The organism is Streptomyces yongxingensis (genome assembly GCF_055597465.1).
Window position 1 is genome coordinate 2,474,417 of record NZ_CM145717.1, and the last position, 25,619, is coordinate 2,500,035.

Sequence of the window (25,619 nt, forward strand, 5' to 3'; positions counted from 1 at the left end):
GGCACCACGGCACCGACACAGTCGGATGTTTCACGATCTCCGGGATGTTTCACGATCTTCGTCATGGCGGGTTCCTCCTGGTCAGGCGCCTCGGTCGCCGATGCGAGAAGGTGTCAATCTCGATCTCGAGGCGGTACCCGGTGTGCTTCTCTGGGTGGTGGGCTGCCGCCGGTTCGGTCGGCGGCAGCCCGGGGCGGGGTTAGTCCTCGTCGTCCTGGTCGAGGTACTCGTCGACGTCGTCTTCCTGGTCCCGGTAGGCGGAGCACTGGCCGCCGTCTTCGGCGCTGACGAAGTCGAGGTCGCAGCCGGTGCCGCAGTCGGGGCAGCCCCATCCGTTGCAGCCGGGCGACTCGCAGCCGGAGTCGTAAGCGGGCTGGCCGCAGTCGGGGCAGCCGCGCTCGTCGGGCCCGGTGTGCGGGCGGCCCGGGTCGAGGTAGGTAACCTCGGTGACGGTTCCGGCGGTGAGCTGGATCGGATCTGACATGGCGGGTGTCCTTCCGGGTGTGGTTCCGTGGAGGGGTGGGGCCGCCCCGATTCCGGCGAGGCGGCCCCAGTGCCGGTCAGGCGGCGTTCTTCAGTGCGGTGCCGCGTTCCTTGATGTAGGCGCCGAGGCTGGTCGGCTGGCCCGTATCCGGGTGCAGGAACGGGGTGGCCAGGGCACCGTGGGACTCGACCTCGCGGTACGTGGCGAGGAGGCTCTCCGGGGTGGCGTCGTCGGCCGTCGCAGCGTCGATCCAGACCGTGGTGTCGATGGTCTCGGCGCCGTCGTTGAGCCAGTCGAGGAGCGGCTTGGCGATGTCGATCGCGCCGTTCGGCTCCTTGATGACCTTCTTGTGGAGGGCGGGGCAGCGGGACTTGACGACGGTGAGCGTGTTGTCGATGTTCATGGAGCAGACGAGGCCGAACTCGTACTCGACGCCCTTGCGCTGTTCGGCGCGCATGCCCATGGCGACGGGCTCTTTCTTGCCGCGCTCGTTCTCCTGCAAGACCCATTCGGTGTGGGAGCGCATGGTGACGACGACGTGCCCGGGGTACGACAGGAGGGCGTCGATCATCTCGTTCTGCATGGGGGTGCCCTCCTTCCAGCCTGCGAAGGAGTTGCCGCCGTAGCGGGACTTGGCCTTGTCGACCTGCTCGAGGGTGCCGTCGGTGCCCTTCCAGAAGTGCGACAGGGAATCGATCTTCACGACCGGGTATCCAGCCTGCGCTGCCGCGGCAAGCGCCTTGACAAGGTCGCGGGGGTCGTAGCGGTGCATCTGCAGCACGTCGAACTGGATGCCGTTGATGCCGACGTACAGGGACGCGGCGCCCCGCTCGGTGTCGATGACAGCGAACCGCTGGCCCTCGGCGAGGCCGTGGGCGATAGACAGGCCGGTCCAGGTCTTGCCGGAGCCGGACACGCCCTGAACGGCCACCCGGGCCTTGGCCTTGTCCTTGGTGGCGGGGCGGAAGACGAACGCGCCGTCGTCGTACTCGTCGGTGTTCTGCTGCTGGCGGCCGACGCGGACGGGCTTGGGAAGCTGGTTCATGCTGGTACTCCTAGGCGTACTGGCGCTCGACCCAGGCGGGGAGCGAGATGAGAGGCATTTCGATGTAGCCGGGCCATTCGCCGGTCTCTATGCAGTGGGCGTAGGCGTAGAGGGCCCGGTCGTTGAGGTGGCGGCCGATACCGCGGGCGGCCGGGTCGCAGGTGGTGACCGTGACCAGGTAGGGCGGGGCCTTCTCCTGCAGCACGAACTGGAACGGCTTCTCCGGGTCGATCAAACCGAGGGCGAGGCCAGCGTCGAGGTACCACTCCTGCTGCTGGTGGTAGCCGTGGTCGTGGAAGACCTTCGGTAGATCGATCGGGTTGGCGGACCGGGTCGTCTTGTAGTCGACGATCTGGCCGTCGTGGCGGAGCCAGTCGAAACGGGCTCGCCGCCAGATGCCGTTGCTGGACCAGAACGCGGACTGCTCGGCGACACCGGATCCGGGCTCGAGGAGCTCGGCTGCTTCGGGGTGGTCCCGGAGGGCCGCGGCCATGGCGTGGACCTGCTCGAGGGCGGCCCGCTTCAGCGGGATGTTCCCCTCGGCCCTTATCGCCTCGACCTCGGCTTTGACGGCCTTGGTGTCCCAGCGGGCGGCGTCGACGAGCACCAGCTCGGGGCCGTCATCGAGGACGAGCTTGTGAGCCGCGGTGCCGAACTCGAAGACCTGCTTGTACGGCTCGGGGTTGTCGAGCTGGTACTTGAAGACAGCCGGGCACTTGTTGGCGAGCGTGCGGGCGCCGGTGGAGGAGAGGCTGCCGCCGGGTATGGGGTCGCTGTGGTACAGCTCGGCGGGTATGTCGTAGACCCCGGGCTGTACCTCGGCCGGCGCCTCGGACGTGGCGGTCACTGGGCACCGCCGTTGATGCAGCCTTCGCAGCGGTAGGTGTTGTCGTCCTGCTTCTCGAAGGGCCCGTCGGTGTCGCCGCACCCGGTGCAGGTGATTTCGGTGGGCATCAGAAGGGGTACCTTTCGATGGGCCGGGGGCCGAGGGGGATGCGGAGGCTGCGGTAGGGGTTCCAGCAGTGGCAGGGGGCGATGTCGGGGTCTTCGCCGTCGGGGCCGATGCCGGGGCCGTACTGGAGCTCTCCGGTGCCCTTGCAGTGGGTGCAGTTGGGGTCGGCTTGGCGTTGGATGTAGATGGCGCGCTGGTGGAGTTCGATCTGCCAGCGGCCGATACGGATGGGCATGTGGTCTCCTAGATGCCGGGCGTCCCGCCTGCTGTGGACGCGCGGGACGCCCTTCGGCTGGCTACTGCTTGATGCGGATGGGCATGAGGACGGCCCGGTACGGGGTGTCGTCCAGTGGCTCGATCAACACCGGTCGTGTGGGTGTGTACAGCCAGATGCGGATCCGGTCGGCGAGCGGGGCGAGCAGGGTGGTGAGGTAGTCGGGGTCGAAGGCGATGGCGAATCCGTCCTCGATGCCGTCGGTGGTGGCCTCGATGCTGGTGCTGGCGGCCGGACCGTCGCCGCTGGCTGCGATCTCGGCGTGGTCGCCGCGCAGCGAGATCTGCACGAGCTTGTTCTTCTCCCGCACGATGGCCACGCGACGGGCGGCGGCAGCCAGTTCGGTTGGATCGAACTCGGCGTAGCCGGTGGCCGCCTCGGTCTTGGGCGCATGCTTTTCGACGGGCGGGAAGCCCCCCACCCGGGTGCGCACCGCCACGGTGCGGTCGGTGGTGGCGAAGCCCGCCATTCCGTCACCGGGCCCGGGGAAACTGACGCTCACCTCGCCGCTGGTGAGCGACTTGGCGATGTCGGCAAGGATCGGGGCGGTGATGAGCATGGTGTCGTCGGCCGGACCAGCCGGCTGCCACGGCAGGGTGCGCCACGCGATCCGGTACCGGTCGGTGGCCGTCAGCTCGAGGCGTTCGCCCTGGGCGCGGATCCGGATGCCGCCCAGGCCCTCGACCTGACCCACGGCGTCCTTGGTGGCCATGGCGGCGGTGGCAACGTCCCTGACGGCGGCTGCGAACTCGGTCGCGTCGGCGGCGCCTGTGGCGGCCGGCGCCTTGGGGAGTGCCGGGTATTCGCGGGCAGGCAGCAGCGGCAGCGTGAACTGGTTGCCGGGGGCGGTGACCGTCAGGGTGTCGTCGTCTGCTGTCAACTCGACCATGCTGTCGGGCAGAGTGTTGGTGACGTCGGCCAGCAGTCGGCCGGGGACGACGATGCTGCCGCTGCTGGCCGTGTCGGCGGCGAGGGTGGCTCGGCCGCTGGTGTCGTAGTCGAAGCCGCTGATCGTGAGCGCGTCGTCGTAGGCGTCGAGGAGGAGGCCGCTGAGGACGGGCACAGTCGGCTTGTCGGCGATGTAGCGGCTGGCCCACCGAGTGGCGTCGGCGAGAGCGCGCTGGTCGACGTGAATCTTCATGCCGCCCGCCCCTGCTGCTCGTCGAGGTCGAGGGGCAGTTCGTCGTCCTGGACGGGCGGGGTGTCGGTGTCGTCGGTCTGGTCGGTGGCGGCCGGGATGGGCCAGGGGCGGGGCCGTCCGGTGCCGAGGACGGCGGTGAGGGGGAACAGTTCGAGTTGGGTGTTCATGGATGCTCCAAGGTGGTTGTGGCTGGTGGCCCGCGCCCGGCCGGTTGTTGCCACGGCGGGGCGCGGGCGGTCTATGCGGCGTGCGGCTGGGGCACGCTGTCGGGCGCGAACGGCCGAGCGGCGGTGGCGGGCACCGCGGTGATGCGGGGCCGGGCCTGACGAAGTTCCCGCCGGAGACGGTCGACGCGGACCGTGTCGTCGATGTGCTGCTGCTGGAGCCGGCGGACCTCGGCGACGGCGGCCTCGTAGTCGAGCCGCGTCCCGGAGAGTTCGATTCCGGCCTGGTCGAGGTGCCGCTGGAGGGTGTCGTTCTCGCGGGCGAGGGCGACGGTCTTGCAGGCGAGTTCGTGGTTCTCGGCTTCGAGCTGGGCGACCCGGTCGGCGGCGCGGTGGCGTCCGTGCGAGCGGGGCAGGTGGAGGGTCATCGGCGAACCTCGCTCTCACCCTCGAACGGCTCCAGCAGGTCGAACGCCTTGTCCGTGCGACCGGAGAGCCACTCCACCGCGTAGTCGCCGACGCGGTCCCGCTTGAGCCAGCCGCGCTGTTCCGCCACGAACCCCGAGTCGTCCCACGCGCCATCGCCGAGCTCCGAAGAGGTGCCGGTCTCGTCGGCCCGGTTCAGCCGGGAGGGCGGGAAGCCGTACTCGATGGCCTCGGTGCGGGTCCATGCCCCGGCGGGCATGTCGCACGTGTTGGACCAGCCGATGTACAGATCCCGGTCGGGAGCGGCCTTGAGGATCAGGCAGCGGAGACGCGGATCCTGACTGGCCCTCGTCTCGGCGAGCTCGTCTGTCAGCTGGGCATTCTCGTTCTCCAGCTCGACGGCTCGGCTGATGGCCATCTCCAGCCGCTCCCGCATGGTGGGAACGCGGGGCTTGACGGTCTCCCCCATCTCAACGCGGTGGGCTCGGTGTGCGTCTTCCTGCTCGCGGGCGGTGCCCTTTATGGGCTGGTAGCCGCCGCACTTGCAGGCGATGATCAGGCGGCCGTTGGTGTAGCCGCGCACGGCGAGGTGCTTGCGCTCGCTCATCACTCGCCCGCCTTCCACTCGGCCGCGCGGCGGCGGTATGCGCTCCCGGGGGTGTCCCTGCCGACGTGTCGACGGGCGATCCGGGAAAGCGCCGCGTACTTGGGCAGTTCGATGACGTCCTGCTGCCAGTCGGCGAGGGAGCCGACGTCTCGGGCGAAGTTCAGGGCCTCCAGTTCGCTCCAGAAGTCCCAGCCGAGATGCGTACCGCTCTGGACGTGGGTGACGATCCACTTCTCGGGTGTGGACTCCTGGTAGAGGCGTCGGTGTGCCACGAGGCCGGGTGTGTCGGTGGGTGTCGCCTCTACGTCGATCTGCGTGCCCTTGGTGGTTCGGACCTTGATCCTCATCACTCGCCCGCCTTCCGGACCTCAGCAGTGCCCCACGCCTCGCACGCCTCGTCCAGCTCGTCGGCGCGCTCCCACCGCTCGGCGGGCGTCGACTGGTTGCGGCGCTCGATGAGTGCACGGACGCTCTCCACCACGTAGGCCGGCGAGGCGTAGCCCACCGCCGTGAGCGCCTCGCGCTCACCGCTCTGGCCGTGGGAGTCGACCAGCCGGGCCCACTCCCAGGACGAGCCGCGCTCGGGTTCGCCGTCGGCGGCCTCGGTGCCGGTGTGCCACTCCCAGATGAGGATCAGGCCATGCGGCCAGCGCTGTGGGTCGATGCCGGAGGTGTCGGGGTCGAGGGTGATGACGGCGTCGAGGTAGCAGTAGACGCCGCGGGTTTCGGCGTCGGATGTCCAGCCGTCGGCGGGCTCCAGCCCGGCGGCGGTGAGCGCGTCGGTGACGGCGGTGATGTACGGATCGTGCGGAAGAGTCACTGTCCCCCCTTGGGGTGTTGGAGTCGGTGGCCGAGGGCGATGAGCCCGGCGGCGGTGCCCCAGCAGATAGCCAGGGCAGTGAGGCATTGGGCGGTGAAGCGGGTCACTCGACGGCGGCCTGGCGGCGGTCGATCTCGGCTTGCACGGCTTCGGCGATGGCCTTGTCGATCAGTCCCGTGTAGGGGCGCCGCTCACGGTGCTCGTCCCGCATGCGTTCGAGGTCGGCGATGGTGATCTCCGGGTTGCGGGGGGCGGCGACCACGTCGAAGGTCACGGCGCCACCCCCTTCCGGGGCGGGTGGTGGAGCCGGTAGGCGGCGTGCTCGTCCTGCTGGGCCACCACGTTCGCCCGGCACGACTCCAGGGAGTCGGTGAGGTCGGCGACGATCCGAAGCAGGATCACCAGCAGCGCCACATCCACGGCGATCAGCGGGGCGCTCACGCGGCGGCCTTCACGCGAAGCCGCCGGGCCATGCGCTCCTGCTCGCCTCGCCGGACCTGGCACGGCACGCATTCACACGTCCACGGGTGCTCACCGTCCGGGACTCGACGGCTTGCGGCCACCCCCTCCAGGTATCCGGCGGCCGCAGCGTGGTCGCCTTGCTGGATGAGGGCCCGCACGTAGCCATCGCTGTCCTCGCCCGGCCCGGTCTGCCGTCCCGCGTGGAAGGCTGCGAGGAACATGACCGGGGCGGTGGAGGTGGCGGCACGCGCCTCTGCGCATTCGATCGGGGTCACGCGGCCCTCCTCAGTTCGTTGGTCTGCTCGGGCCGGTCGGTGGTGAGCGTGTTGGTGGCGGCGTCCCACGTCTGGGGCAGGGTCCAGTCCGCCGTGAACGCGCCTTGGAGGAGGGCGATGATGTGGGCTGTGTCCTCGGCGGTGGGGTGCATGGCCTGGCCGTTGCCGTCGATGACGACGACCTTGAATACGCCCTCCATCGGCGACTTGTCGCTCTCCGACCACCACACGGGGGTGACCCGGATGCGGGCCACGGTCGGGACGATCAGCCGCAGCTTGTATGGCAGGGTCTTGTGGTGGTGCCTGCGGGTTCCGGCCGAGCAGCGGCGGGGGCGGATCGTGGTGTAGTCGGTGATCACGCCGCCCTCACCCCCGCCATCTCCTCGGCGCGGGCTGCGTCCTCGAACGCGGCGATCACGTCGGCGGCGGTCCGCTCCTCCACGTCGTTCCACAGGACGCCCAAATCCCAGATCGCCAACGCCCGCTTGTAGCCGGGGATCAGGTGCTCCAGGAACCGCCGGACGGCGGCCTCCACGAGCGGGACGTCCCACCGGTCGGGCTTCGGCACCCCGGTGAGGGCGATGCTGATGGCCCCGACGGCACACACCGGGCACTCGGCCGGGGCGAGCTCTATGCCGACACCGGTTTCCGGGATGCGGTACCAGTAGCCCTTGTTGTGGCCGTTCGTGCGGATGATGTTGGCGGCCAGGCGGTAGATCGGCGCATAGTCCGTGATCAGGGCGGTCACGACGCCACCTCCCGCTGCTCGCCGGGGTGGGTCTGGTTGCGGACGGGCTTCCACGGAGGCTGGCCAACTCCGGGGCAGGACTCGGACCAGTCACGGTGGCGCCACTTGTGCGGCCCCATGACGCCGTCCTTCATGGCGCGGTCTTTACCGCAGTGCTTGCACCAGCCGCGCGGCCGGGCGGGCTCGGCCACCGCCGGGTAGACGATCCGGTAGCAGGGATGGCTCGTCGTGATGCGGCGATCCCCATCGATGCGGAATGCGAGCCAGGGGCCGCGTGTGCCGACGATGGTGGCGGGCTTGCCGTCGTACTCGATGCGCATCCGGTGGCGGGCGGGGACGTCGTACTGCTTGCGGATCCACTCCATCGTGCTGGTCACGACGCCACCGCCTCGGGCTGGCGGGCGGCGTCGAACACCGGAGTCGCCTTGAACTCGCGGTAGGCGCGGACCGCGCGGGGGTGCTTCCGCCACTCGATGGGGCCGTGGCACTTCCGGTACGGGTCGTGGAACCACTCGCGCTTGAGCGACAAGCGCCCGCAGTCCGGGCACTGGATCTCCGGCCCGATCTCCCGGCCACGGCGACGGTGCTCCGCCGCTTCCTGTCGCTGGAACTCGTCCGGCCGCTGGAACTCCAGGTAGCCGTCAATGACGTCGCTGCTCTTCAGATCGAGGTCGGCGAAGTCGTCCGCCCAGTAGGCGATCGCTTCGTCCTCGGACTCGGCATCCACCCAGACGATGCGGGTGATGGTTTCCACCACCACGACCGGGTAGCTGCGCTCGTCCACACCCCAGGCGTTCGCAGGCAGCGTCTCTTCCAACACGCTCTCCACGTCCAGGGGCAGAGGAGTCAGTTCCGGGCGGGCCCACTTCGTGCCGAAGTACTCGTGCTGACCGGCGTGGCCGAGGTCGCGCTGACACTCCTCGTAGGAGCCGTCGGGGTACGGTTCGCTGCACTTCATCGGGCACCTCCGGGGGTCCATCCGGGATAGTCGGCGGCTGTGGCGCAGCACTCGGGGTGCCCAGCCAGGTAGAGGGCCAGCGACAGGGCCGACACCTCGTAGTCGTTGTGCAGCTCGGTCTCGCGGGCGATCGCCTTCCGCAGCGGCACCTCAGCCGCCACCAGGTCGGCAGGCGCATCCAGGGCGGCAATCGGGCGGGGCGTCGTCGTGGCCATCACGCACCGCCCTCGGAAGTGGCGGTCTGCTCGTCCGGGTCGATCAGGTCGGCGACGTCCATCGCCGACTCCCAGTGCTCGCACGCGTAGTCGTCCGAGAGGATGAAGTCGCGCTGCTGCTTCGCCGCCTGCCGCAGAATCTCGTCGCGGTACCGGTTCGGCTCGGCGAACGGATCGTCCACCTGCGGCATGGTCTGCTGAAGCAGCCACTGGGCGCCGAGGGCCTCCACGCCGGGGTCAGTGGTGTCGAAGATGAACGACGACAACGACTTCAATCCGGCAGAAGCGGCAGCCTCCAGCTTGGCGACGCGCTTCTCGGCCTCGGCGGCGCGACGGTAGTACTCGCCTGCCGCCTCAGCCCGGCCACGCATCAGCTCCAGCTCGGCGTCACGCTCGCCCAGAAGGCGGGTGAGGCGGGCGATCGCCGCCTCCAGCGACGGCGGCACCTCGTTGCCCAGCACCAGCGCCATCTCACGCTCATCCAGAGCCGTCGCCAGTGCGGTGCGAGCCTTCTGCTCCCGCTCATAGCGGAGCCGGGCATCACGGTCGTTCTGCCGGGCAGCCCAGTACGTGTACTTGAACTCGTTCCACGCGTCGCCGCGCTCGCACTCCGGCAGCGAGTCCCACGCCAACTGGCCGATGTCCTCCGGGGTGAAACCCTCCGGGCGGTCCGTCAGCAGCGTGTCCTCCGCCGCATCGAACATGGCGGCCAGAGGGGAGACACGGCGGAGACTGGTGGTCAGCTCCTCGAAGACGTCGCTCATGACGCACCGCCCTTGAGCTCGTCCAGGAGCTCGGCACGGATGACATCGCGAAAGTTCGCGAGCAGCTCGACCGCTACCTCGGACGGGATGCGTGTGTCGATCGCCTCGACAAGCTCCTTGAAGGCCCGGGTCTGAACCACGGGGGTGGGGCGCCGCTTGCGGCGTGATGCGGATGGGATGATGGAAGGCATGTGAAGCCTCTCTCTCCAGGGATGGTGGTGAGGTGGATCTAGGCCGGCGTCGGGTCTAGGCCCCCGGCGTCGGCCGCAAAGCCGCTAGGCGGCGGTGACGAGGCGCGGCTCGACCGGGGCATTCGCCGGGTCCAGAGCCGGGTTGCTGTGAGGGTCCGACGCCTCCTGCTCGGCAAGCCAGGCATCCAGGACCGCGATGCGGTAGGCCACCTTTCCGCCAGCCTTGAAGCTGGCCGGCCCCTTCTTCTTGAGTCGCCACTTACGCAGGGTGGTGATGTCGTAACCGAGGTATTCGGCGGCGTCAGCGAGCCAGAGGCATCCGGGCGGAGCCTTCTTCGGCGTGATAGTCACAGGGACCCTTCCTTGGATGGGGGTTGCCGTTCTGTAGACGGTTCGGTCGGATCTGGAGACGCCGGAGGCGCGAAAAGCACGAGCACCGCGACACCGACGGCCCCCGCGATGGCGTGGGCGACATCCCGATCACACTCATCCCGCTCGCCGCTGTGCAGGTGGCCCACCAGCGAGTGGTGGGTCAGACCTATGGCGGCAGCGAGGGATCTGACGGTGAACGGGGTGCCGCGACCCGGGTGCTGCATGCAGTGCTGCAGCACCCCCTTGCTTCGCAGCTTGTAGCGGGCACTCAATGGATCTCCATTGGGACGTTCTGTCTTCGCTTGAGAACAGTGAAGCAGACTGGAGACGATTCGTCTATGGATCCGAACGGCTGGATGTGAAGTTTCCGCGAAGTAGCTTGCCTACTAGTCTCGATCTGTAGACGATTCGTCTGCGACGGGGAATGGTTGTACGGCCTGGCCTGCGATTTCCTTGCACCAGGTCGAACCAAACGAGAGACGACTGATATGGAAGAGACGGAAGGGACACCCCCCATGGAGGCTCCGGCCCCCGACCTCGGCCACGGCAACACCGGCCACGACCCACTTCCCGAGGCCGCACGCGACATGGACCGCGACAACCTCAGCCGCCTCATCCGCGACGCCAACTACATGGGTCTCTCCTACCAAGAGATGGCCGACCGCTCCGCAGCCGCCGGCTACCTGGTCTCCAAGCCATACCTGCAGAAGCTGGCCACGAACGCCGTCGCAACCGCCCCGTCACCCGACCGGCTAGAGGGAATCGCCGCTGCCCTACGGAAGCCCGTGGCCGTCATCCAGCGCGCCGCCGCCATCCAATTCCTCAACTACCAGGCAACCGAGCTCAGCGGCTATGACGACGACGTGCGCGTAATCGTCGCCCACCTGGCGGGCATGGATCCCCGCGAGAGGAAGCGGTGGCGAAGGATGCTCGAGGCCGCCGATCAAGCCGACGAAGAGTAGCCCCCGTTTACCATCTACGACGAATCGTCTACAGAGTGTTGTCGCACGCCACACGTCAGGGGTAAGTTTCCGGACCCAAGCACATCTGTCTCAGGGGGACCCCCATACCCCTGCGCTTCAAGGGGGTGCAGATGATCGACGTCCGGTACATCTACAGCGACGACTGCACATGGGAGCAGCCAGTCGAGGCCGAGGAACGACGCGGGAGCATCCGCTTCAAACTCTGCAGGGGACTCTTCCAGCCTCAAGGTGTGGCGGGGCTCAACTCTGCTGTTCAGCAGCTCCTGGCTGGGGGACAGTGGTTCCAGCTATGGAGGGGCGAGATCGTGTCGATGCACTCGCCGGAGTTGAGGGAGTTCGATGCCCGGATACATCGAGGACCGCTGGTTCCGTAAAGGCCCCGTCGACCCGGTCACGAGGAAGCCCACCCGCGAGAAGACCGCCCGGCACGGCCAGGGCAAGCGATACAAGGTCACCGGCATCCCAGGCGTCCGCGCCCGATCATTCGACCGCAAGGCCGATGCGGACGCCTGGAAGGCCAAGGCCGAGCACGAGTCGAAGACTGGCGAGTTCATCGACTCGCGGCGCGGCTTGATCCTCTTCCGCGCCTACGTCGAAGACGAGTGGTGGCCGAGCAAGAGCGGCGACCCGGCGACCCTCAACACCATCAAGGGCCGGGTCTGGACTCATCTGCTGCCGCACCTGGGGGGACTGCCGCTCAACAACATCAAAACCCCGCAGCTCCGCGCCCTGTTGAAGCAGCTTGAGTCCACTATCGGGCCTGGCACCATCCACGAGGCGTGGGGCTACCTTTCATCGATCCTGCAGTCAGCCGTTGACGACGAGCGGATCACGAAGAACTACTGCAGGACATCGAAGAGCATCAAACTTCCGACGCGGCCCCCGAGGAAAGCCCGCGCCTGGGACCGTGAGCGTGTTGCCGCCGTGCGCGAGGGACTGAAGCCTCGCTTTCGCATCATGGTCGACATCGGGGTCAGCGCGGGCTTGCGCCAGTCCGAGGTGTTTGGGCTGGCCGTTGAGGACATCGACGAGGCCAAGCAGATCATCCATGTGCGGCGACAGGTGAAGAAGGTGGGGGCGAAGCTGGTCTTTGCTCTACCCAAAGGTGGCAAGACCCGCACCGCGCCGGCTCCGCCTGAGTTGCTGGCCCGGCTACGGGCGCACCTGGATGAGTTTCCCGCCAAGAAGGTCACTCTGCCGTGGAAGGACCCGCGGCCCCCGGAGACGGAGCGGGAGGAGAAGGAGCGGGCACCGCAGACATTCGAGTTGATCGTGACCGGGTCGCAGGGCGGAGCTCTGCGCCGAGACTCGTTCAACCTTCGCGACTGGAAGCCTGCACTGGCTGCTGCAGGGGTCATCCCGCCGCCAGTCCAGGTCCGCCAGGGGAAGGATCAGCGGGCCGCGTGGAAGTACACGGAGGCCCGGGAGGAGGGCTTCCATGCCCTGCGCCATACAGCGGCGTCGGTGTGGCTGGACGCCCGGGAGTCGATCGTGTCAGTCTCGAACTGGCTGGGCCATGAGGACGCGTCGATCACGCTTCGGATCTACGCCCACATGATGCCGGAAGCGGATGGTCGTGGCCGGGACGCTATGGACGCCTGGTTGAAGGCGACTTCCTAAAAGATCTCCCCAGTTGCTCCCCAGAGATACGGATCAAGAAGGTTCGAGGGCCCCAGTCGCTTTGCGGCCGGGGCCCTCGATGTGCGTCAGCGGACTCCCACACTAGCCAATGCAGCCCTCTGAGCTGCAGAAAGCTCGGCCGGGAAGTAGAGGTAGCAGACGCCGCCGGTGCCCGAGACCACCTTGCCGTCGGCGTTGTACCGCTTCGTCCGCAGCCAGATGTTCTCCCACTGCCGCCGCTTGTAGACGTGGCGGACCGCCTCGTTGCTGGGCGAGGCCGGGTCGTTGGCGATGACGTCGCCGTCCGCCGTGAAGCCGATGACGGTCATCAGATGGCCCGAGGTGCCGTACCCCGCGCCGTCCAGCTCCGTCGTGAGGAAGGACTGCGAGGTGATCAGCGGAATGCCGACCTCGATCAGCTTCTCGGCGTCGGTGAGCGAGCCGAGCCGGGTGACCACGCCCTGGAGATCGCGGTAGGTGGCGGCGTAGGCGGCGTTGAACGGCCAGTTGCCGCAGCCCTCGTACTGGTAGTCGAAGGTGGACCGGGCGGCGTGGCAGACCTGCGGATCGGCGTAGTCCGGGTTGACCCAGGCCAGGTCCTTCGCGGAGGGCTTGCGGCCCCAGTACTCGATGATCATCTGCGAGGAGGTGGGGCTGCACCACGCCTCGCCGCCGTTGTCGTACTCCGGGTACTGGCCCTTGTGGATCTCCTGCGAGTAGCGCGGTACGACGAGTTCGCGCCCCTTGGGCAGGCTCGGCGTGGAGGCGGGCACCTCGAACCGGTCGGGGACGTCCGAGCCCATCGCGCCGACCCGCCACACCGTGGGGGTGAGCGTGGTGCCGGGCTTGCGGTGGAGGGTGAGCCGCACCTGGTACGTCGCGAGCCGCAGCCCGCTCGCCGGGTCGTCGATGGAGAAGGTGTCGGTCCACACCGAGCTCTTGTCGTCGCTCTGGTCGTCCACCGAGGTGCGCCGGATGGAGGAGGCGCCGTCGTCGGAGGCCCAGCGGCCCATCACGTACCAGGGGGTCGCGGAGCCGTCGGTGTACGTGCCCTTGAGCTCGATCTGGATCCAGGTGCCGGCCGGGGTGTGGGCGTTCCAGGAGACGATGGCCTCGGTCGCGGGCACGGAGAGGGTGCGCACCGGGGAGGTCCAGGTGGCGTACTCCCAGGCGGCCTTGGTGCCGGTGTGCGGATCGGTGTAGTCCACGCTGCCGAGCGGGCGGGAGATGACGATGCCGGGGCGGGCGCCGGCCTCGGCCCGGACGCCCTTGGCGGCACCGGCCAGCCAGTCGGCGTGGCTGGTCCAGCCGTGGTACTCCGCGATCCGCTTGGCCTTCGAGCCCGCCGGGGCCGCGGCCCCGGGGGTCCCCGAGGTCCCTGTCGCGGAGGGGCGGGCCGTTCCGGCGGCCGCGGCGGCTGTCGTGGTGACGGCGGCGGCGCCCGCGACGCCGAGGGCGGCGGCGAGCACGGAGCGGCGGGGCGTGGATCCAGATCTGGTCATGCGGGGTTCCCCCAGTCGTCGTGCTGTCCAATGGGCGGCGGGTGCGCGACAGTCGCACAACTATGGCCGCTGCGAGTGGTCTCAGGCCAGTGATTCCCCCAGCACCCGCACCATCAATATTGGTGTGAACCAATGGAGTGAACGAGCCCGAAGGGCCGTATGGTGGTCCCCGATGCGAACTTACCGACCGGTTGGCAGCCTGGACGCGCTGGCGCGGCGCCTGCGCGCGCTGCCGCCGTCCTGCGGGCCGGTCCGGCTGGTCGCGGTGGACGGCCACGCGGGCTCGGGGAAGACCACTTTCGCCGGGCATCTGGCCGATGCGCTCGGCGGTGCGCCCGTACTGCACACGGACGACTTCGCCACCCATGAGGAGCTCTTCGGCTGGGCCGGGCGGCTGCACACCCACGTCCTCGCCCCGCTCGCCCGGGGCGCGGCCGCGGCTTACGCCCCGTACGACTGGGTGGAGCGCCGCTTCGCCACCGCCCGGCGGCGGCTCGACCCCGCGCCGGTCGTGCTGCTGGAGGGGGTGGGCAGCGGCCGCCGCGCGATGCGCCCGCGACTGGCGCAGCTGTTGTGGATGGATCTGCCGGAGCGGGACTCCTGGCTGCGCGGACAGCTACGGGACGGTCCGGGGATGTCCGCATTCTGGGACGGGTGGCTGCTCGCCGAGCGTGCGCATTTCGCCGCCGACCCGTCCCGTCCGTACGCGGGAGCCTTGGTACAGCAGCGGAAGGAGGGGTATGAGGTGCTACCGGGACCTGCGACGACCGACGGAAACACCCCCTGGCCTCACACAGCGTGAGCCGGTTCCCCCGACCGGACCGGACGCCGCCGCCCGAGGCATGACGCGTACTCCAACTCGGCTTGACCTGGGGCCCATACAGGTCTTACGTTCTCAATGTGCGACTCGTACGAGTCGTCCCACAACGCGAAGCCCCCGGTTGTTCCCCCGTGATCGGGGGCTTCGTCCTGTCTGGCGCCGGTTTTCCGCTGCTTTGCGCGGCCGCTTCCTCACTCTGGGTGACGACCCGCCCCGGACTTCGTGCGCCCCTTACACGCCCCCGCGCACACCCGCCCGGCCTTGTGTGATTGCGACGAACAACAGTGCGGCACCCTCGGCCCATGCGAGTTGCGCAGGTACGATGCGAAAGGGGCAGTCGCCCCTGCGGCATCCACGGGGGCAGGGGTTGTGGGGGACGTGATGGATTTCGGCACGCAGGGTTCGCACGCCCCGGCCGACCTCGCCTGGCTGCGAGCCGTCGATGCCTACACGATGGGCGCGTACGCACAGGCCGAGGAGGAGTTCCGGGCCGCCACCCGGCTCGATCCGGGAATGGCCGACGCCTGGCTCGGACTGCACGCGCTGCGGGCCGACACGGCGGCGGCGCTGCTGCGGATGTACCGGCACCGCGACCGCTTCGGCGAGCAGCGCGCCCGGCACCGCCGCACCCTCAACTCCTGGTACTGGCTCGGCTGGTGGGTCCAGCCGGTGCTGGAGACCAGCCGGGACCTGCTGCTCGCCCACGCCTCCCACTGGCTCGACGGCCGCCATGTGCCCGAGCTGGACCGGGCGCTGGCCGGCTGCCCTCCGGTGGAGGCCGATCCGCAGGCCCGCTTCCTGCACGCCTGCCGCGCCTATCTGGTCAAGGACTGGGAGCAGCTGGTGCGCCACACCGAGCCGCTGCTGGACGATCCGTTCCTGGGCATCGAGGCCGGTCTGTTCGCGGGGATGGCGCGGGTCCGGCTGGAGATGTACAGCCAGGCCGAACCGCTGCTCGCCGCCGCCTTAATGCGCTGTCGCAGCGAACAGCCCCAGCGCAAGGAGCTGCGCTACTGGCTCGCCCGCGCCCATGAGGGCACCGGGCGCAGCGCCGCCGCGCTCCCCCTCTACCGCGCGGTGCACCGCATCGACTCCACCTTCATGGACACCTCGGCGCGGCTGGCGGCGATAGCCGAGTCCGACGGGCTGGACGAGCCCGCGGACCTGGCCGCCGTCTCGCTGGCCGGGGCCGGTGGCCAGGACGCCACGGACGGCCGGGACGCCACCGCCACCGACCCCGCCGACACGCTGTCCGACGGCCGCGATCCACGCGCCGCGGGCGAGGGCCCCGAGGGTCCGCCGCTGATGGGCCCCGCCGTGATGGGCGCGGGCGGCACGCGCGACCGGGCCGGACTGCCCTCCCAGCCCGGCCCCTCCGATCCGGTGCTGCTGGAGAGCGCACTCCAGGAACTGGAGCGCATGGTCGGCCTGGAGCCGGTCAAGCGGCAGGTCCGGGCGCTGTCGGCGCAGCTCCACATGGCGCGGCTGCGCGCCGGGCAGGGGCTGCCGGTCCAGCCGCCCAAGCGGCACTTCGTCTTCTCCGGGCCCTCCGGCACCGGCAAGACCACCGTGGCCCGCATCCTCGGCCGGGTCTTCTACGCCCTCGGGCTGCTCGGCGGCGACCATCTGGTGGAGGCCGGACGCGCCGACCTGGTCGGCGAGTATCTGGGCCAGACGGCGGTGAAGGCCAATGAGCTGATCGACTCGGCGCTCGGCGGGGTGCTCTTCGTCGACGAGGCGTACAGCCTGTCCAACTCGGGCTACAGCAAGGGCGACGCGTACGGCGACGAGGCGCTTCAGGTGCTGCTCAAGCGGGCCGAGGACAACCGCGACCGGCTGGTGGTGATCCTCGCCGGCTACCCCGAGGGCATGGACCGGCTGCTGGCCGCCAACCCCGGTCTCGGCTCGCGCTTCACCACCCGGGTCGACTTCCCCAGCTACCGCCCGCTGGAGCTCACCCGGATCGGTGAGGTGCTGGCGGCGGAGAACGGGGACGTGTGGGACGAGGAGGCGGTGGAGGAGCTGCGCAGCATCAGCGGCCACGTGGTGGACCAGGGCTGGATCGACGAGCTGGGGAACGGCCGGTTCCTGCGCACGCTGTACGAGAAGAGCTGCGCCTACCGGGATCTGCGGCTCTCCGGCTGGAGCGGGACCCCGACCCGCGATGACCTCGCCACGCTGCGGCTGCCGGATCTGATGCAGGCGTACGGGGAGGTCCTGTCGGGCCGCGGTCCCATGTACCGCGACCCGCAGGACCCGCCCCTGGGATAGCGCGCGCCTGCGGCGGGCCTTTCCCCTACCCGCCCCTTCCCGAACCATGGGCCTCTGCCCCTGGACCCCGGACGCCCTTCGGGCGTGTCCTCAATCGCCGGACGGGCTGAAAAGCAGCCCCTCCAGGGGGCACCTCCCAGCGGTAGCTGGGGGAGATTGAGGAGCGGGGTCCGGGGCGGAGCCCCGGTTGTGGGAAGGGGCGGGTAGGGGAAGGCCCGCCGCAGGCGCAACCGCCGGTCAGCCGACCATCGCCCGCTCCTCCTCGGAGAGCGAGGGCGCCGCCTCGCCCCTGGGCTCGGCCACCCGGTCCCGGCTCCCGCCCCGGTGGGCGGGGTCGTGGACCTCGCCGACCAGCTTCTCCAGGACGTCCTCCAGGGCGACCAGCCCCAGCACCGCGCCCGACGCGTCGGCGACGGCCGCCAGATGGGAGGCGGCCCGGCGCATCGCGGTGAGGGCGTCGTCCAGCGGCAGCTCCGCCCGGAGCGTCTCGATCGGGTGCCAGACCCGCTGCGGCACGGCCCGCTCCGGGAACTCCAGCTCCAGGACGTCCTTCACATGCAGATAGCCCATGAAGGCGCCGCCGGGGCCGCGCACCGGAAAGCGCGAGTAGCCGGTGCGCACGGTCAGCTCCTCGATCTGCCGGGGGGTGACCGAGGGATCCACGGTGACCAGGCCCGCCGGGTCCAGGAGGACATCGGTGACCGGGCGGCTGCCCAGCTCCAGGGCGTCCGCGAGCCGCTCCTGCTCCCCGGGGTCGAGCAGCCCGGCCTGCCGGGAGTCCTCCACCAGATGGGTCAGCTGCTCGCTGGTGAAGACGGCCTCGATCTCGTCCTTGGGCTCCACCCGGAACAGCCGCAGCACCAGCCGGGCGCACGCCCCCAGCAGCGCGGTGACCGGCCGGCACAGCCGCGCGAAGGCGACCAGCCCGGGGCCGAGCCACAGCGCGGTCTTGTCCGGCGCCGCCATGGCCAGGTTCTTCGGCACCATCTCGCCGATGACCAGATGGAGGAAGACCACCAGGGCGAGCGCGATGGCGTAGCCGAGCGGGTGGATCAGTTGCTCGGGCAGGTGGACGGCGTGGAAGACCGGCTCCAGCAGCTGGGCGACGGTCGGCTCGGCGACCGCGCCGAGGGTCAGCGAGCAGACGGTGATGCCGAACTGCGCGGCCGCCATCATCTGCGGCAGGTTCTCCAGGCCCGTCAGCACCGTACGGGCGCGTCCGGAGCCCTCGGCCGCGCGCGGCTCGATCTGGCTGCGGCGCACCGAGACCAGGGCGAACTCGGCGCCCACGAAGAAGCCGTTGGCCAGGACCAGCAGGGCGGCGAAGAGAAGCTGTACCAGGCTCATCGTCCGTTCCCCTCCCCGGCCGCGGCATGGGCGGTCATCTGCACAGGCGGCGTACCCGGCTTCGTGCGGACGATGCGCACCAGTTCCGCCCGGTGGTGGCCGACCTGCCGGACGGCCAGCTTCCAGCCGGGCAGCTCGGCGATGTCGCCGGGGGCGGGGATCCGCGCCAGCAGATCGGCCACCAGCCCGGCCACGGTCTCGTACGGGCCGTCGGGCGCGTCGAGGCCGATCCGGCGCAGGGTGTCGACGCGGCAGCCGCCGTCGGCGTCCCATACGGTGCGGCCGTCCTCGGTGAGGGTCTGCACCAGGTCGGGGGTCTCCGCGGCCTCGTCGTCGTGCTCGTCGCGCACCTCGCCGACCAGCTCCTCGACGATGTCCTCGAGGGTGACCACACCGGCCGTGCCGCCGTACTCGTCGACGACCACGGCTATCGGCTGCTCACTGCGCAGCCGCTCCAGCAGCGGCTGGACCGGCAGCGTCTCGGGGACCAGCAGCGGGGGCTGGGCGATCCGGCTGACGGGTGTGCGCAGCCGGTCGTCGGACGGCACCGCGAGGGCGTCCTTGAGGTGCACCATCCCGATGACCTCGTCCAGCCGGTCGCGGTAGACGGGGAAGCGGGACAGCCCGGTGGCCCGGGTGAGATTGAGCACATCCACGGCGGTCGCCGTGGAGTGCAGTGCGCTGACCCGCACCCGCGGGGTCATCACGTGCTGAGCGGTCAGCTCGCCCAGCGAGAGGGTGCGGACGAACAGATCGGCCGTGTCCTGCTCGATCGCGCCGGCCCGCGCCGAGTGGCGGGCGAGCGAGACCAGCTCACCGGGGGTGCGGGCGGAGGCCAGCTCCTCGGTGGGCTCCACGCCCAGCGCCCGCACCAGCCGGTTGGCCACGGTGTTGAGCAGGGCGATGACGGGCCGGAAGAAGCGGGCGAAGGCGTACTGCGGGCCCGCGACGAAGCGGGCGACCTGCAGCGGCCGGGAGACCGCCCAGTTCTTGGGCACCAGCTCGCCGATGACCATCTGGACCGCGGAGGCCAGCAGCATGCCGAGCACGATGGCGACACCGGAGACGGCGCCGTGCGGCAGTCCGACCGCCTCCAGCGGCGCGGTCAGCAGGTGGCCGAGCGCGGGCTCGGCGAGCATGCCGACGATCAGCGAGGTGATGGTGATGCCGAGTTGGGTGCCGGAGAGCTGGAAGGACAGCTCGCGCAGCGCCTCGACGACGGTACGGGCGCGCTTGTCGCCCTCGTCGGCGGCTCGCTCGGCGTCCGGCCGCTCGACGGTGACCAGGCCGAATTCGGCGGCCACGAAGAAGCCGTTGGCGAGGATCAGGACGAGTGCCGCGGACAGCAGCAGGAGGGACAGGGTGATGCTCATGCCGCCGCCTCGTGGCCGGCGGCGGCGCAGGTACTACAGGACGATCCGTCCATCTGCTGAGGGAGTCACTCCTCGGGTCGCAGGGGAGCCCGCCGGGGGCGCACGCGGGCGTGCGCGCTGGAGAGGCGGGGCGGGGCACCGTTCGGCCCCGGCAACAGAGTAATCAAGGATGGGGCATGACGGGCAGGTCCCTCACGCCGTTGGAGTGCCGATCCGCTCGTCGGCCGGTTCGCGGGGCCCGCCCGGCAGAGGGCGGAAGCGGACGTGAAGGGGCTGCTCAACGCCGCGGAGATCCGTCAGAAGGGCCCCAGGGCCGGGCGGTCCTGCCGGATGGCTCAGTCCGCGGCACGGCCCGTCCCGTGCCGCTCGGCGAGGGCGCGCAGGGCCCGCGCGTCGCTGATGGCGTGCGCCTTGGCGATGCCCGGCTGGATGCCCATCGCGGGCAGGCTGGTGCCGTCGGCGAGGTCCAGATAGACCCAGGGGTCACCGGGGCGCAGATTGACCCGGAGCACCTCCGCCCACTCCAGCCGGCGTTTGGTGGTGAGGTTGACCACCGTCACACCGCCCTCCTCGGCCACCACCTTGGGGCGGCTGAGCAGCATCAGCCCCCCGAAGAAGAGCAGTCCGGTGAGGATGAAGCTGGCCCGCTCCCCCGGCCCCAGCCGCTCGAGCAGCAGGGCGACGGCCGTGAGGACGACCAGCACGGCCACGCCGACGGTCATCAGGACGGCCCGGGTCCTGGTCGGCCGGAAGGTGACGGGCAGGGCGGGGGTGGGCGCGGCGGCGGACACGTGGTCGGCCTCTCGGATGGGAGGGAACGGGGCGGGGGCGGGGCGGGCCGTCAGAGGCGGCAGGCGTGGATGCCGGTGGTGAGGATGGCCCGTGCCCCCAGGTCGTAGAGCTCGTCCATGATCCGCTGGGCGTCCTTGGCGGGGACCATCGAGCGGACCGCGACCCAGCCCTCGTGGTGCAGCGGGGAGACGGTGGGCGACTCCAGGCCCGGGGTGAGCGCCACGGCGCGCTCCACCTGCTCCACCCGGATGTCGTAGTCCATCATCACGTAGCGCCGGGCCACCAGGACGCCCTGCATCCGGCGGAGGAACTGCTGGACCTTGGGGTCGTCGCTGGGGTCGCCGGTGCGGCGGATGACGACCGCCTCGGACTCCAGGATGGGCTCGCCGATGATCTCCAGCCCGGCGTTGCGCAGGGTGGTGCCGGTCTCGACCACATCCGCGATGACCTCGGCGACACCGAGCTGGATGGCGGTCTCGACGGCGCCGTCGAGGTGGACCACGGCGGCGTCCACGCCGTTGTCGGCGAGGTGCTTGGTGACCAGTCCGGCGAAGGAGGTGGCCACGGTCATCCCGCCGAACTCGCTGACGTCCTTGGCCGTGCCGGGACGGGTGGCGTAGCGGAAGGTCGACCCGGCGAAGCCGAGCTGCATGATCTCCTCGGCCTGGGAGCCGGAGTCCAGCAGCAGATCGCGGCCGGTGATGCCGATGTCGAGCCGGCCGGAGCCCACGTAGACGGCGATGTCGCGGGGGCGGAGGAAGAAGAACTCCACCTCGTTCTCCGCGTCGACCAGGACCAGCTCCTTGCGGTCCTTGCGCTGCCGGTAGCCCGCCTCATGGAGCATCGCCGACGCAGGCTCGGACAGTGAACCCTTGTTGGGGACGGCGATGCGCAGCATGAGTGCTCTTTCCTTCGGTAGCTCGGTAGCTCGGCCGGCTCGGTAGCGAGGGTGAGGGTGTTGGCGGGGGTGTTCAGAGGTGGGCGTAGACGTCGTCGAGGGTCAGCCCCTTGGCGACCATCATCACCTGAAGGTGGTACAGGAGCTGGGAGATCTCCTCGGCGGTCGCCTCGTCGCTTTCGTACTCGGCGGCCATCCACACCTCGGCGGCCTCCTCCACGACCTTCTTGCCGATGGCGTGCACACCGGAGTGGACCAGCTCGGCGGTGCGGGACGTGGCGGGGTCGGCCGTGGCGGCCTTCTGCTGGAGCTCGGCGAAGAGCTCCTCGAACGTCTTCTTGGGCATCGTGTCCGTCATCCTACTTGGGTCGTGCGACGCCCTTCAGCGCCAGGGTTCGGCGACCGAGCGCAGGGTGGTGGCGGTGGCGACGGCCGTGGTGACCGCCTCGTGGCCCTTGTCCTCGCTGGAGCCCGCGAGCCCGGCCCGGTCCAGGGCCTGCTCCTCGGTATCGCAGGTCAGCACGCCGAAGCCGATGGGCACGCCGGTGTCCACGCTGACCTGGGTCAGCCCCTGGGTGACACCCTGGCACACGTAGTCGAAGTGCGGAGTGCCGCCGCGGATGACGACGCCCAGGGCGACGATCGCGTCATAGCCGCGGCCCGCGAGCACCTTGGCGACGACCGGCAGTTCGAAGCTGCCCGGCACCCGCAGCACGGTGGGCTCGTCGATGCCGAGCTCGCCCAGCGCGCGCAGGGCGCCGTCGAGCAGCCCGTCCATCACCTTCTCGTGCCACTGTGCGGCGATGACGGCGACGCGCAGGTCCCCGCAGTTCTTCACGGACAGTTCGGGGGCGCCCTTACCGCTCACGTCTCTCCTCGGTGTTTCTGTGGTGGTGCGTGGATGTGCGTTGGTGTGGCTATTGGTTCTGTGCGGCTACTGGATCTGTGTGGCTACTGGTTGCCGCAGGCCGATATGGGCTCGGCGCGGTCGCCGTCCAGCCAGGGCAGGTCATGCCCCATCCGGTCCCGCTTGGTGCGGAGGTAGCGGAGGTTGTGCTCCCCGGCCTGGACGGGCATCGGCTCCCGGCCGGTGACCCGCAGCCCGTGCCGGACCAGCGCCGTGGTCTTCTCGGGGTTGTTGGTCATCAGCCGCAGCGAGCGCACGCCGAGGTCGGCGAGGATCTCCGCGCCGGCGGCGTAGTCCCGCGCGTCGGCGGGCAGGCCGAGCTCCAGATTGGCGTCCAGGGTGTCCCGGCCCAGCTCCTGGAGCTCGTACGCGCGCAGCTTGGACAGCAGACCGATCCCGCGCCCCTCGTGGCCGCGCAGGTACAGGACGATGCCCCGGCCCTCGGCGGTGACCCGCTCCAGCGCGGCGTGCAACTGGGGGCCGCAGTCGCAGCGCAGCGAGTGGAAGACATCGCCGGTGAGGCATTCGGAGTGGACGCGGACCAGCACGTCCTCGCCGTCCCGGATGTCGCCCTGGACCAGCGCGATGTGCTCGACGCCGTCGGCCGCGCGGTAGCCGTACGCCCGGAAGTCGCCGAAGGCGGTGGGCAGCCGGGTCTCGGCCTCGCGCCGCACGGGCGGCTCGGCGGGCTTGCGGTAGGCGATCAGATCGGCGATGGAGACGATCGCCAGGTCGTGCTTGTGGGCGAAGGCGACCAGGTCGGGCAGGCGCAGCATGGCACCGTCCTCCCCCGCGATCTCGCAGATCACGGCCGCCGGGCGCAGTCCGGCCAGCCGGGCGAGGTCGACTCCGGCCTCGGTGTGGCCGTCGCGCTCGAGCACCCCGCCCGGGCGGGCGCGCAACGGGAAGATGTGGCCGGGGCGGACGAGGTCGCCGGGGGTGGTCTCCGGGTCGGCCAGCAGCCGCAGGGTGGTGGCCCGGTCGGCGGCGGAGATACCGGTGCTGACGCCGTGTTCGGCGGTGGCGTCGACCGAGACGGTGAAGGCGGTCCGCATGGACTCGGTGTTCTCCTCGACCATCTGCGGAAGCCGCAGCCGGTCGAGGTCGGCGGCCTCCATGGGCGCGCAGATGAGCCCCCGGCACTCGTTCATCATGAAGGCGACGGTCTCGGGGCTGATCGTCTCGGCGGCGGCGACGAGGTCGCCCTCGTTCTCCCGGTCCTCGTCGTCCACGACGACCACGGGGCGGCCCGCGGCGATGTCGGCGATGGCGCGCTCGATGGGGTCCAGCGCCAGTTCGTCGGGCCAGTGCGCGGCTCGCAGGGAGGCGGCCTGGCCGCTCGGATGCGGGTCGGTCATCGCGTATGCCTCACTCATGCCGTGGCCTCCTTGTCCTGCGTGCCGTTGTCCCGTCCGAGCAGCCGCTCGACGTATTTGGCGAGTACGTCCACCTCGAGGTTGACCGGGTCCCCGGCCTGCTTGACCCCGAGCGTGGTGAGCGCGAGGGTCGTCGGGATGAGGCTGACGGTGAAGTAGTCGGGGCCCGCGTCCACGACGGTGAGGCTGATGCCGTCCACCGTGATGGAGCCCTTCTCGACGACATAGCGGCTGAGTTCGGCGGGCAGTGAGATCTTCACGATCTCCCAGTGCTCGGAGAGCTTGCGTTCCACGATGGCGCCGGTGCCGTCCACATGGCCCTGCACGATGTGGCCGCCGAGCCGTCCGCCCAGCGCCATCGGGCGCTCCAGGTTGACCCGGGAGCCGATGTCGAGCGCGCCGAGACTGGAGCGGTTCAGGGTCTCGGCCATGACGTCGGCGCTGAACCGGGTGCCCTCCGCGTCCTCGATGATGTCGACGACGGTGAGACAGACGCCGTTGACGGCGATGGAGTCGCCGTGCTTCGCCCCTTCGGTGACGACGGGGCCGCGCACCTGGAAGCGGGACGCGTCGCCCAGGTGCTCGATGGCGACGATCTCACCCAGTTCTTCGACAATTCCGGTGAACACTTCAGTTCTCCTCGGCGAGGGGGGTGGGGACGGCGGGAACAGGAACGGGGGCCGCGGGGACGGGGACGGCGGGGACGGCGGTGACCCGCAGATCGGGACCGAGCCGGGTCACATCGGCCGTCTCGAGGCGCAACGCCTGCGCGATGGTGGTGATTCCGGCGTCGGCGAGGGCGGCGGGGCCCGCGCCGAGCAGGACGGGGGCGAGATAGCCGACGACCTTGTCGACGGCGCCCGCGGCGAGGAACGCCCCGGCGAGGGTGGGCCCGCCCTCCAGCAGGACGGAGCGCACCCCGCGGGCGTGCAGCTCGGCCAGGAGCGCGGGGATCCGGAGGCCGGTTTCCGCGCGCGGCAGCCTTACGGTCTCCACGCCCGGCCGCCGCGGCAGATGCGCGATGCCCGCGTCCTCGGCGACGGCGATCAGCGTGGGCGCGGCGTCGTCCAGGACCCGGGCGCCGGATTTGATGGTGGCGCCCGTGTCCACGACGACCCGCAGCGGCTGGGTGGCGCCCTCCCGGTCCCGTACGGCCAGGTGGGGGTCGTCGGCGCGCAGGGTGCCGGAGCCGACGACGACGGCGTCGGCCTCCGCGCGCAGCCGGTGCACATCGGCGCGGGACTCGGCGGAGGTGATCCAGCGGCTGGTGCCGTCGGCGGCGGCGCTGCGGCCGTCCAGGGTCGCGGCGAACTTCCACAGCACGAAGGGGCGGCCGCGGCGCATCGCGGTCAGCCAGGGCTCGTTGACCGCCTCGGCCTCCGCGGCCAGCAGCCCGGCCTCGACCTCGACCCCGGCGGCGGCCAGGGTCGCGGCGCCGCCCGTGGCCTGGGCGGTGGGGTCGGCGACGGCGTAGTGGACGCGGGCGATCCCGGCGGCGATCAGGGCCTGCGAGCAGGGGCCGGTGCGGCCGGTGTGGTCGCAGGGTTCGAGGGTGACGACGGCGGTGCCGCCACGGGCCCGCTCCCCCGCCGCGCGCAGCGCGTGGACCTCGGCGTGCGGGCCGCCGGCCCGCTGGTGCCAGCCCTCGCCGACGACGCGGCCGCCGGCGTCGAGGACGACGCAGCCGACGACGGGGTTGGGGCTGGTGTGGCCGAGGCCGCGGGCGGCGAGCGCGACGGCATGGCGCATCGCTTGGGCTTCGGCTGCGGTGGCCACCGGGTCCTCCTGCCTCTTCGGGCACGGACTCCGGGGCTGTCGAGATGACATGGAAG

General features: G+C 70.5%; 35 protein-coding genes. 4 read left to right on the forward strand and 31 right to left on the reverse strand.

Annotated features, from left to right (window positions below):
- Nucleotides 1–199: 199 nt before the first annotated feature.
- The 21 genes from ACZ6TD_RS10195 to ACZ6TD_RS10295 all read right to left on the reverse strand — a co-directional run bounded on the left by ACZ6TD_RS10195 (nucleotide 200) and on the right by ACZ6TD_RS10295 (nucleotide 9,877).
- Nucleotides 200–484 (reverse strand): hypothetical protein, encoded by a 285-nt coding sequence (locus ACZ6TD_RS10195; protein ID WP_471352774.1) that lies wholly within the window; start codon nucleotides 482–484, stop codon nucleotides 200–202.
- A 76-nt stretch (nucleotides 485–560) separates the two neighbouring features.
- Nucleotides 561–1,529, reverse strand: a complete 969-nt coding sequence (locus ACZ6TD_RS10200; protein ID WP_471352776.1) for an ATP-binding protein — start codon at nucleotides 1,527–1,529, stop codon at nucleotides 561–563.
- A 10-nt stretch (nucleotides 1,530–1,539) separates the two neighbouring features.
- Nucleotides 1,540–2,376, reverse strand: a complete 837-nt coding sequence (locus tag ACZ6TD_RS10205) for a PD-(D/E)XK nuclease family protein (RefSeq protein ID WP_471352778.1) — start codon at nucleotides 2,374–2,376, stop codon at nucleotides 1,540–1,542.
- 106 nt (nucleotides 2,377–2,482) lie between these two features.
- Nucleotides 2,483–2,716 carry a hypothetical protein gene (locus ACZ6TD_RS10210; RefSeq protein ID WP_471352780.1) on the reverse strand — a complete coding sequence of 78 codons (234 nt, stop codon included), beginning with the start codon at nucleotides 2,714–2,716 and terminating at the stop codon, nucleotides 2,483–2,485.
- A 61-nt stretch (nucleotides 2,717–2,777) separates the two neighbouring features.
- Nucleotides 2,778–3,896: a DNA polymerase III subunit beta gene (gene dnaN, locus ACZ6TD_RS10215; RefSeq protein ID WP_471352782.1), complete on the reverse strand. Its 1,119-nt coding sequence runs from the start codon at nucleotides 3,894–3,896 to the stop codon at nucleotides 2,778–2,780.
- A complete protein-coding gene (locus tag ACZ6TD_RS10220; RefSeq protein WP_471352784.1) occupies nucleotides 3,893–4,063 on the reverse strand; it encodes a hypothetical protein in 171 nt (56 codons plus the stop codon). Before ACZ6TD_RS10220 ends, dnaN begins: the two co-directional genes overlap by 4 nt.
- Before the next feature lie 71 nt (nucleotides 4,064–4,134).
- Entirely contained in the window at nucleotides 4,135–4,488 is a 354-nt protein-coding gene (locus tag ACZ6TD_RS10225; protein ID WP_471352786.1) for a hypothetical protein, read from the reverse strand.
- Nucleotides 4,485–5,093 (reverse strand): hypothetical protein, encoded by a 609-nt coding sequence (locus ACZ6TD_RS10230; RefSeq protein WP_471352788.1) that lies wholly within the window; start codon nucleotides 5,091–5,093, stop codon nucleotides 4,485–4,487. Before ACZ6TD_RS10230 ends, ACZ6TD_RS10225 begins: the two co-directional genes overlap by 4 nt.
- A complete protein-coding gene (locus ACZ6TD_RS10235; RefSeq protein WP_471352790.1) occupies nucleotides 5,093–5,440 on the reverse strand; it encodes a hypothetical protein in 348 nt (115 codons plus the stop codon). Before ACZ6TD_RS10235 ends, ACZ6TD_RS10230 begins: the two co-directional genes overlap by 1 nt.
- Complete coding sequence (locus ACZ6TD_RS10240; RefSeq protein ID WP_471352792.1) at nucleotides 5,440–5,913, reverse strand: hypothetical protein; 474 nt, start codon at nucleotides 5,911–5,913, stop codon at nucleotides 5,440–5,442. The genes ACZ6TD_RS10235 and ACZ6TD_RS10240 overlap by 1 nt, the downstream gene beginning before the upstream one ends.
- A 103-nt stretch (nucleotides 5,914–6,016) precedes the next feature.
- On the reverse strand, nucleotides 6,017–6,187 hold the full coding sequence (locus ACZ6TD_RS10245) for a hypothetical protein (protein ID WP_471352794.1): 171 nt from the start codon (nucleotides 6,185–6,187) through the stop codon (nucleotides 6,017–6,019).
- Nucleotides 6,184–6,354 (reverse strand): hypothetical protein, encoded by a 171-nt coding sequence (locus ACZ6TD_RS10250; RefSeq protein WP_471352796.1) that lies wholly within the window; start codon nucleotides 6,352–6,354, stop codon nucleotides 6,184–6,186. Before ACZ6TD_RS10250 ends, ACZ6TD_RS10245 begins: the two co-directional genes overlap by 4 nt.
- Nucleotides 6,351–6,650, reverse strand: coding sequence for a hypothetical protein (locus tag ACZ6TD_RS10255; RefSeq protein ID WP_471352798.1), 300 nt, complete (start codon nucleotides 6,648–6,650; stop codon nucleotides 6,351–6,353). The genes ACZ6TD_RS10250 and ACZ6TD_RS10255 overlap by 4 nt, the downstream gene beginning before the upstream one ends.
- Entirely contained in the window at nucleotides 6,647–7,009 is a 363-nt protein-coding gene (locus ACZ6TD_RS10260; protein WP_471352799.1) for a hypothetical protein, read from the reverse strand. Before ACZ6TD_RS10260 ends, ACZ6TD_RS10255 begins: the two co-directional genes overlap by 4 nt.
- Complete coding sequence (locus ACZ6TD_RS10265) at nucleotides 7,006–7,398, reverse strand: DUF6197 family protein (protein ID WP_471352802.1); 393 nt, start codon at nucleotides 7,396–7,398, stop codon at nucleotides 7,006–7,008. The genes ACZ6TD_RS10260 and ACZ6TD_RS10265 overlap by 4 nt, the downstream gene beginning before the upstream one ends.
- Nucleotides 7,395–7,775, reverse strand: coding sequence for a hypothetical protein (locus ACZ6TD_RS10270; protein WP_471352804.1), 381 nt, complete (start codon nucleotides 7,773–7,775; stop codon nucleotides 7,395–7,397). The genes ACZ6TD_RS10265 and ACZ6TD_RS10270 overlap by 4 nt, the downstream gene beginning before the upstream one ends.
- Nucleotides 7,772–8,356 (reverse strand): hypothetical protein, encoded by a 585-nt coding sequence (locus tag ACZ6TD_RS10275; RefSeq protein ID WP_471352806.1) that lies wholly within the window; start codon nucleotides 8,354–8,356, stop codon nucleotides 7,772–7,774. Before ACZ6TD_RS10275 ends, ACZ6TD_RS10270 begins: the two co-directional genes overlap by 4 nt.
- Nucleotides 8,353–8,571, reverse strand: coding sequence for a hypothetical protein (locus ACZ6TD_RS10280; protein WP_471352808.1), 219 nt, complete (start codon nucleotides 8,569–8,571; stop codon nucleotides 8,353–8,355). Before ACZ6TD_RS10280 ends, ACZ6TD_RS10275 begins: the two co-directional genes overlap by 4 nt.
- Entirely contained in the window at nucleotides 8,571–9,335 is a 765-nt protein-coding gene (locus ACZ6TD_RS10285) for a hypothetical protein (RefSeq protein WP_471352810.1), read from the reverse strand. Before ACZ6TD_RS10285 ends, ACZ6TD_RS10280 begins: the two co-directional genes overlap by 1 nt.
- Nucleotides 9,332–9,526 (reverse strand): hypothetical protein, encoded by a 195-nt coding sequence (locus ACZ6TD_RS10290; protein ID WP_471352812.1) that lies wholly within the window; start codon nucleotides 9,524–9,526, stop codon nucleotides 9,332–9,334. The genes ACZ6TD_RS10285 and ACZ6TD_RS10290 overlap by 4 nt, the downstream gene beginning before the upstream one ends.
- A gap of 84 nt (nucleotides 9,527–9,610) precedes the next feature.
- Entirely contained in the window at nucleotides 9,611–9,877 is a 267-nt protein-coding gene (locus ACZ6TD_RS10295) for a helix-turn-helix transcriptional regulator (protein ID WP_471352814.1), read from the reverse strand.
- A 509-nt stretch (nucleotides 9,878–10,386) separates the two neighbouring features.
- On the opposite strand from ACZ6TD_RS10295, the gene ACZ6TD_RS10300 reads away from it, so the two are divergent.
- Both ACZ6TD_RS10300 and ACZ6TD_RS10305 read left to right on the forward strand, forming a co-directional pair.
- Nucleotides 10,387–10,860: a hypothetical protein gene (locus ACZ6TD_RS10300; RefSeq protein WP_471352816.1), complete on the forward strand. Its 474-nt coding sequence runs from the start codon at nucleotides 10,387–10,389 to the stop codon at nucleotides 10,858–10,860.
- A 360-nt stretch (nucleotides 10,861–11,220) separates the two neighbouring features.
- Entirely contained in the window at nucleotides 11,221–12,501 is a 1,281-nt protein-coding gene (locus tag ACZ6TD_RS10305) for a tyrosine-type recombinase/integrase (protein WP_471352818.1), read from the forward strand.
- Nucleotides 12,502–12,587: 86 nt separating this feature from the next.
- Here the strand turns inward: ACZ6TD_RS10305 and ACZ6TD_RS10310 are convergent, their stop codons facing one another.
- Nucleotides 12,588–14,003 (reverse strand): peptidase C39 family protein, encoded by a 1,416-nt coding sequence (locus tag ACZ6TD_RS10310; RefSeq protein ID WP_471352820.1) that lies wholly within the window; start codon nucleotides 14,001–14,003, stop codon nucleotides 12,588–12,590.
- Nucleotides 14,004–14,175: 172 nt separating this feature from the next.
- On the opposite strand from ACZ6TD_RS10310, the gene ACZ6TD_RS10315 reads away from it, so the two are divergent.
- Complete coding sequence (locus tag ACZ6TD_RS10315; RefSeq protein WP_471352822.1) at nucleotides 14,176–14,805, forward strand: uridine kinase family protein; 630 nt, start codon at nucleotides 14,176–14,178, stop codon at nucleotides 14,803–14,805.
- A 399-nt stretch (nucleotides 14,806–15,204) separates the two neighbouring features.
- On the forward strand, nucleotides 15,205–17,094 hold the full coding sequence (locus tag ACZ6TD_RS10320) for an AAA family ATPase (RefSeq protein ID WP_137980391.1): 1,890 nt from the start codon (nucleotides 15,205–15,207) through the stop codon (nucleotides 17,092–17,094).
- A 237-nt stretch (nucleotides 17,095–17,331) separates the two neighbouring features.
- Here the strand turns inward: ACZ6TD_RS10320 and ACZ6TD_RS10325 are convergent, their stop codons facing one another.
- From ACZ6TD_RS10325 to ribD, 9 genes are all read right to left on the reverse strand, one after another.
- A complete protein-coding gene (locus ACZ6TD_RS10325; protein WP_471352825.1) occupies nucleotides 17,332–18,441 on the reverse strand; it encodes a hemolysin family protein in 1,110 nt (369 codons plus the stop codon).
- Nucleotides 18,438–19,808: a hemolysin family protein gene (locus tag ACZ6TD_RS10330; RefSeq protein ID WP_471357604.1), complete on the reverse strand. Its 1,371-nt coding sequence runs from the start codon at nucleotides 19,806–19,808 to the stop codon at nucleotides 18,438–18,440. Before ACZ6TD_RS10330 ends, ACZ6TD_RS10325 begins: the two co-directional genes overlap by 4 nt.
- A 341-nt stretch (nucleotides 19,809–20,149) precedes the next feature.
- Nucleotides 20,150–20,605, reverse strand: coding sequence for a PH domain-containing protein (locus ACZ6TD_RS10335; RefSeq protein ID WP_470007639.1), 456 nt, complete (start codon nucleotides 20,603–20,605; stop codon nucleotides 20,150–20,152).
- A 50-nt stretch (nucleotides 20,606–20,655) separates the two neighbouring features.
- Nucleotides 20,656–21,504 carry an ATP phosphoribosyltransferase gene (hisG, locus tag ACZ6TD_RS10340; RefSeq protein ID WP_137980388.1) on the reverse strand — a complete coding sequence of 283 codons (849 nt, stop codon included), beginning with the start codon at nucleotides 21,502–21,504 and terminating at the stop codon, nucleotides 20,656–20,658.
- A gap of 73 nt (nucleotides 21,505–21,577) precedes the next feature.
- Nucleotides 21,578–21,850, reverse strand: a complete 273-nt coding sequence (locus tag ACZ6TD_RS10345; RefSeq protein ID WP_044568481.1) for a phosphoribosyl-ATP diphosphatase — start codon at nucleotides 21,848–21,850, stop codon at nucleotides 21,578–21,580.
- Between the two features lie 36 nt (nucleotides 21,851–21,886).
- Complete coding sequence (ribH, locus tag ACZ6TD_RS10350) at nucleotides 21,887–22,372, reverse strand: 6,7-dimethyl-8-ribityllumazine synthase (RefSeq protein WP_471352827.1); 486 nt, start codon at nucleotides 22,370–22,372, stop codon at nucleotides 21,887–21,889.
- An 83-nt stretch (nucleotides 22,373–22,455) separates the two neighbouring features.
- Entirely contained in the window at nucleotides 22,456–23,769 is a 1,314-nt protein-coding gene (locus ACZ6TD_RS10355; RefSeq protein ID WP_471357608.1) for a bifunctional 3,4-dihydroxy-2-butanone-4-phosphate synthase/GTP cyclohydrolase II, read from the reverse strand.
- Nucleotides 23,770–23,783: 14 nt separating this feature from the next.
- Nucleotides 23,784–24,416: a riboflavin synthase gene (locus ACZ6TD_RS10360; protein ID WP_471352829.1), complete on the reverse strand. Its 633-nt coding sequence runs from the start codon at nucleotides 24,414–24,416 to the stop codon at nucleotides 23,784–23,786.
- A 1-nt stretch (nucleotide 24,417) separates the two neighbouring features.
- The gene (ribD, locus tag ACZ6TD_RS10365) at nucleotides 24,418–25,563 is read right to left on the reverse strand and encodes a bifunctional diaminohydroxyphosphoribosylaminopyrimidine deaminase/5-amino-6-(5-phosphoribosylamino)uracil reductase RibD (RefSeq protein ID WP_471352831.1); all 1,146 of its coding nucleotides are present in this window, start codon (nucleotides 25,561–25,563) and stop codon (nucleotides 24,418–24,420) included.
- Nucleotides 25,564–25,619: the final 56 nt, after the last annotated feature.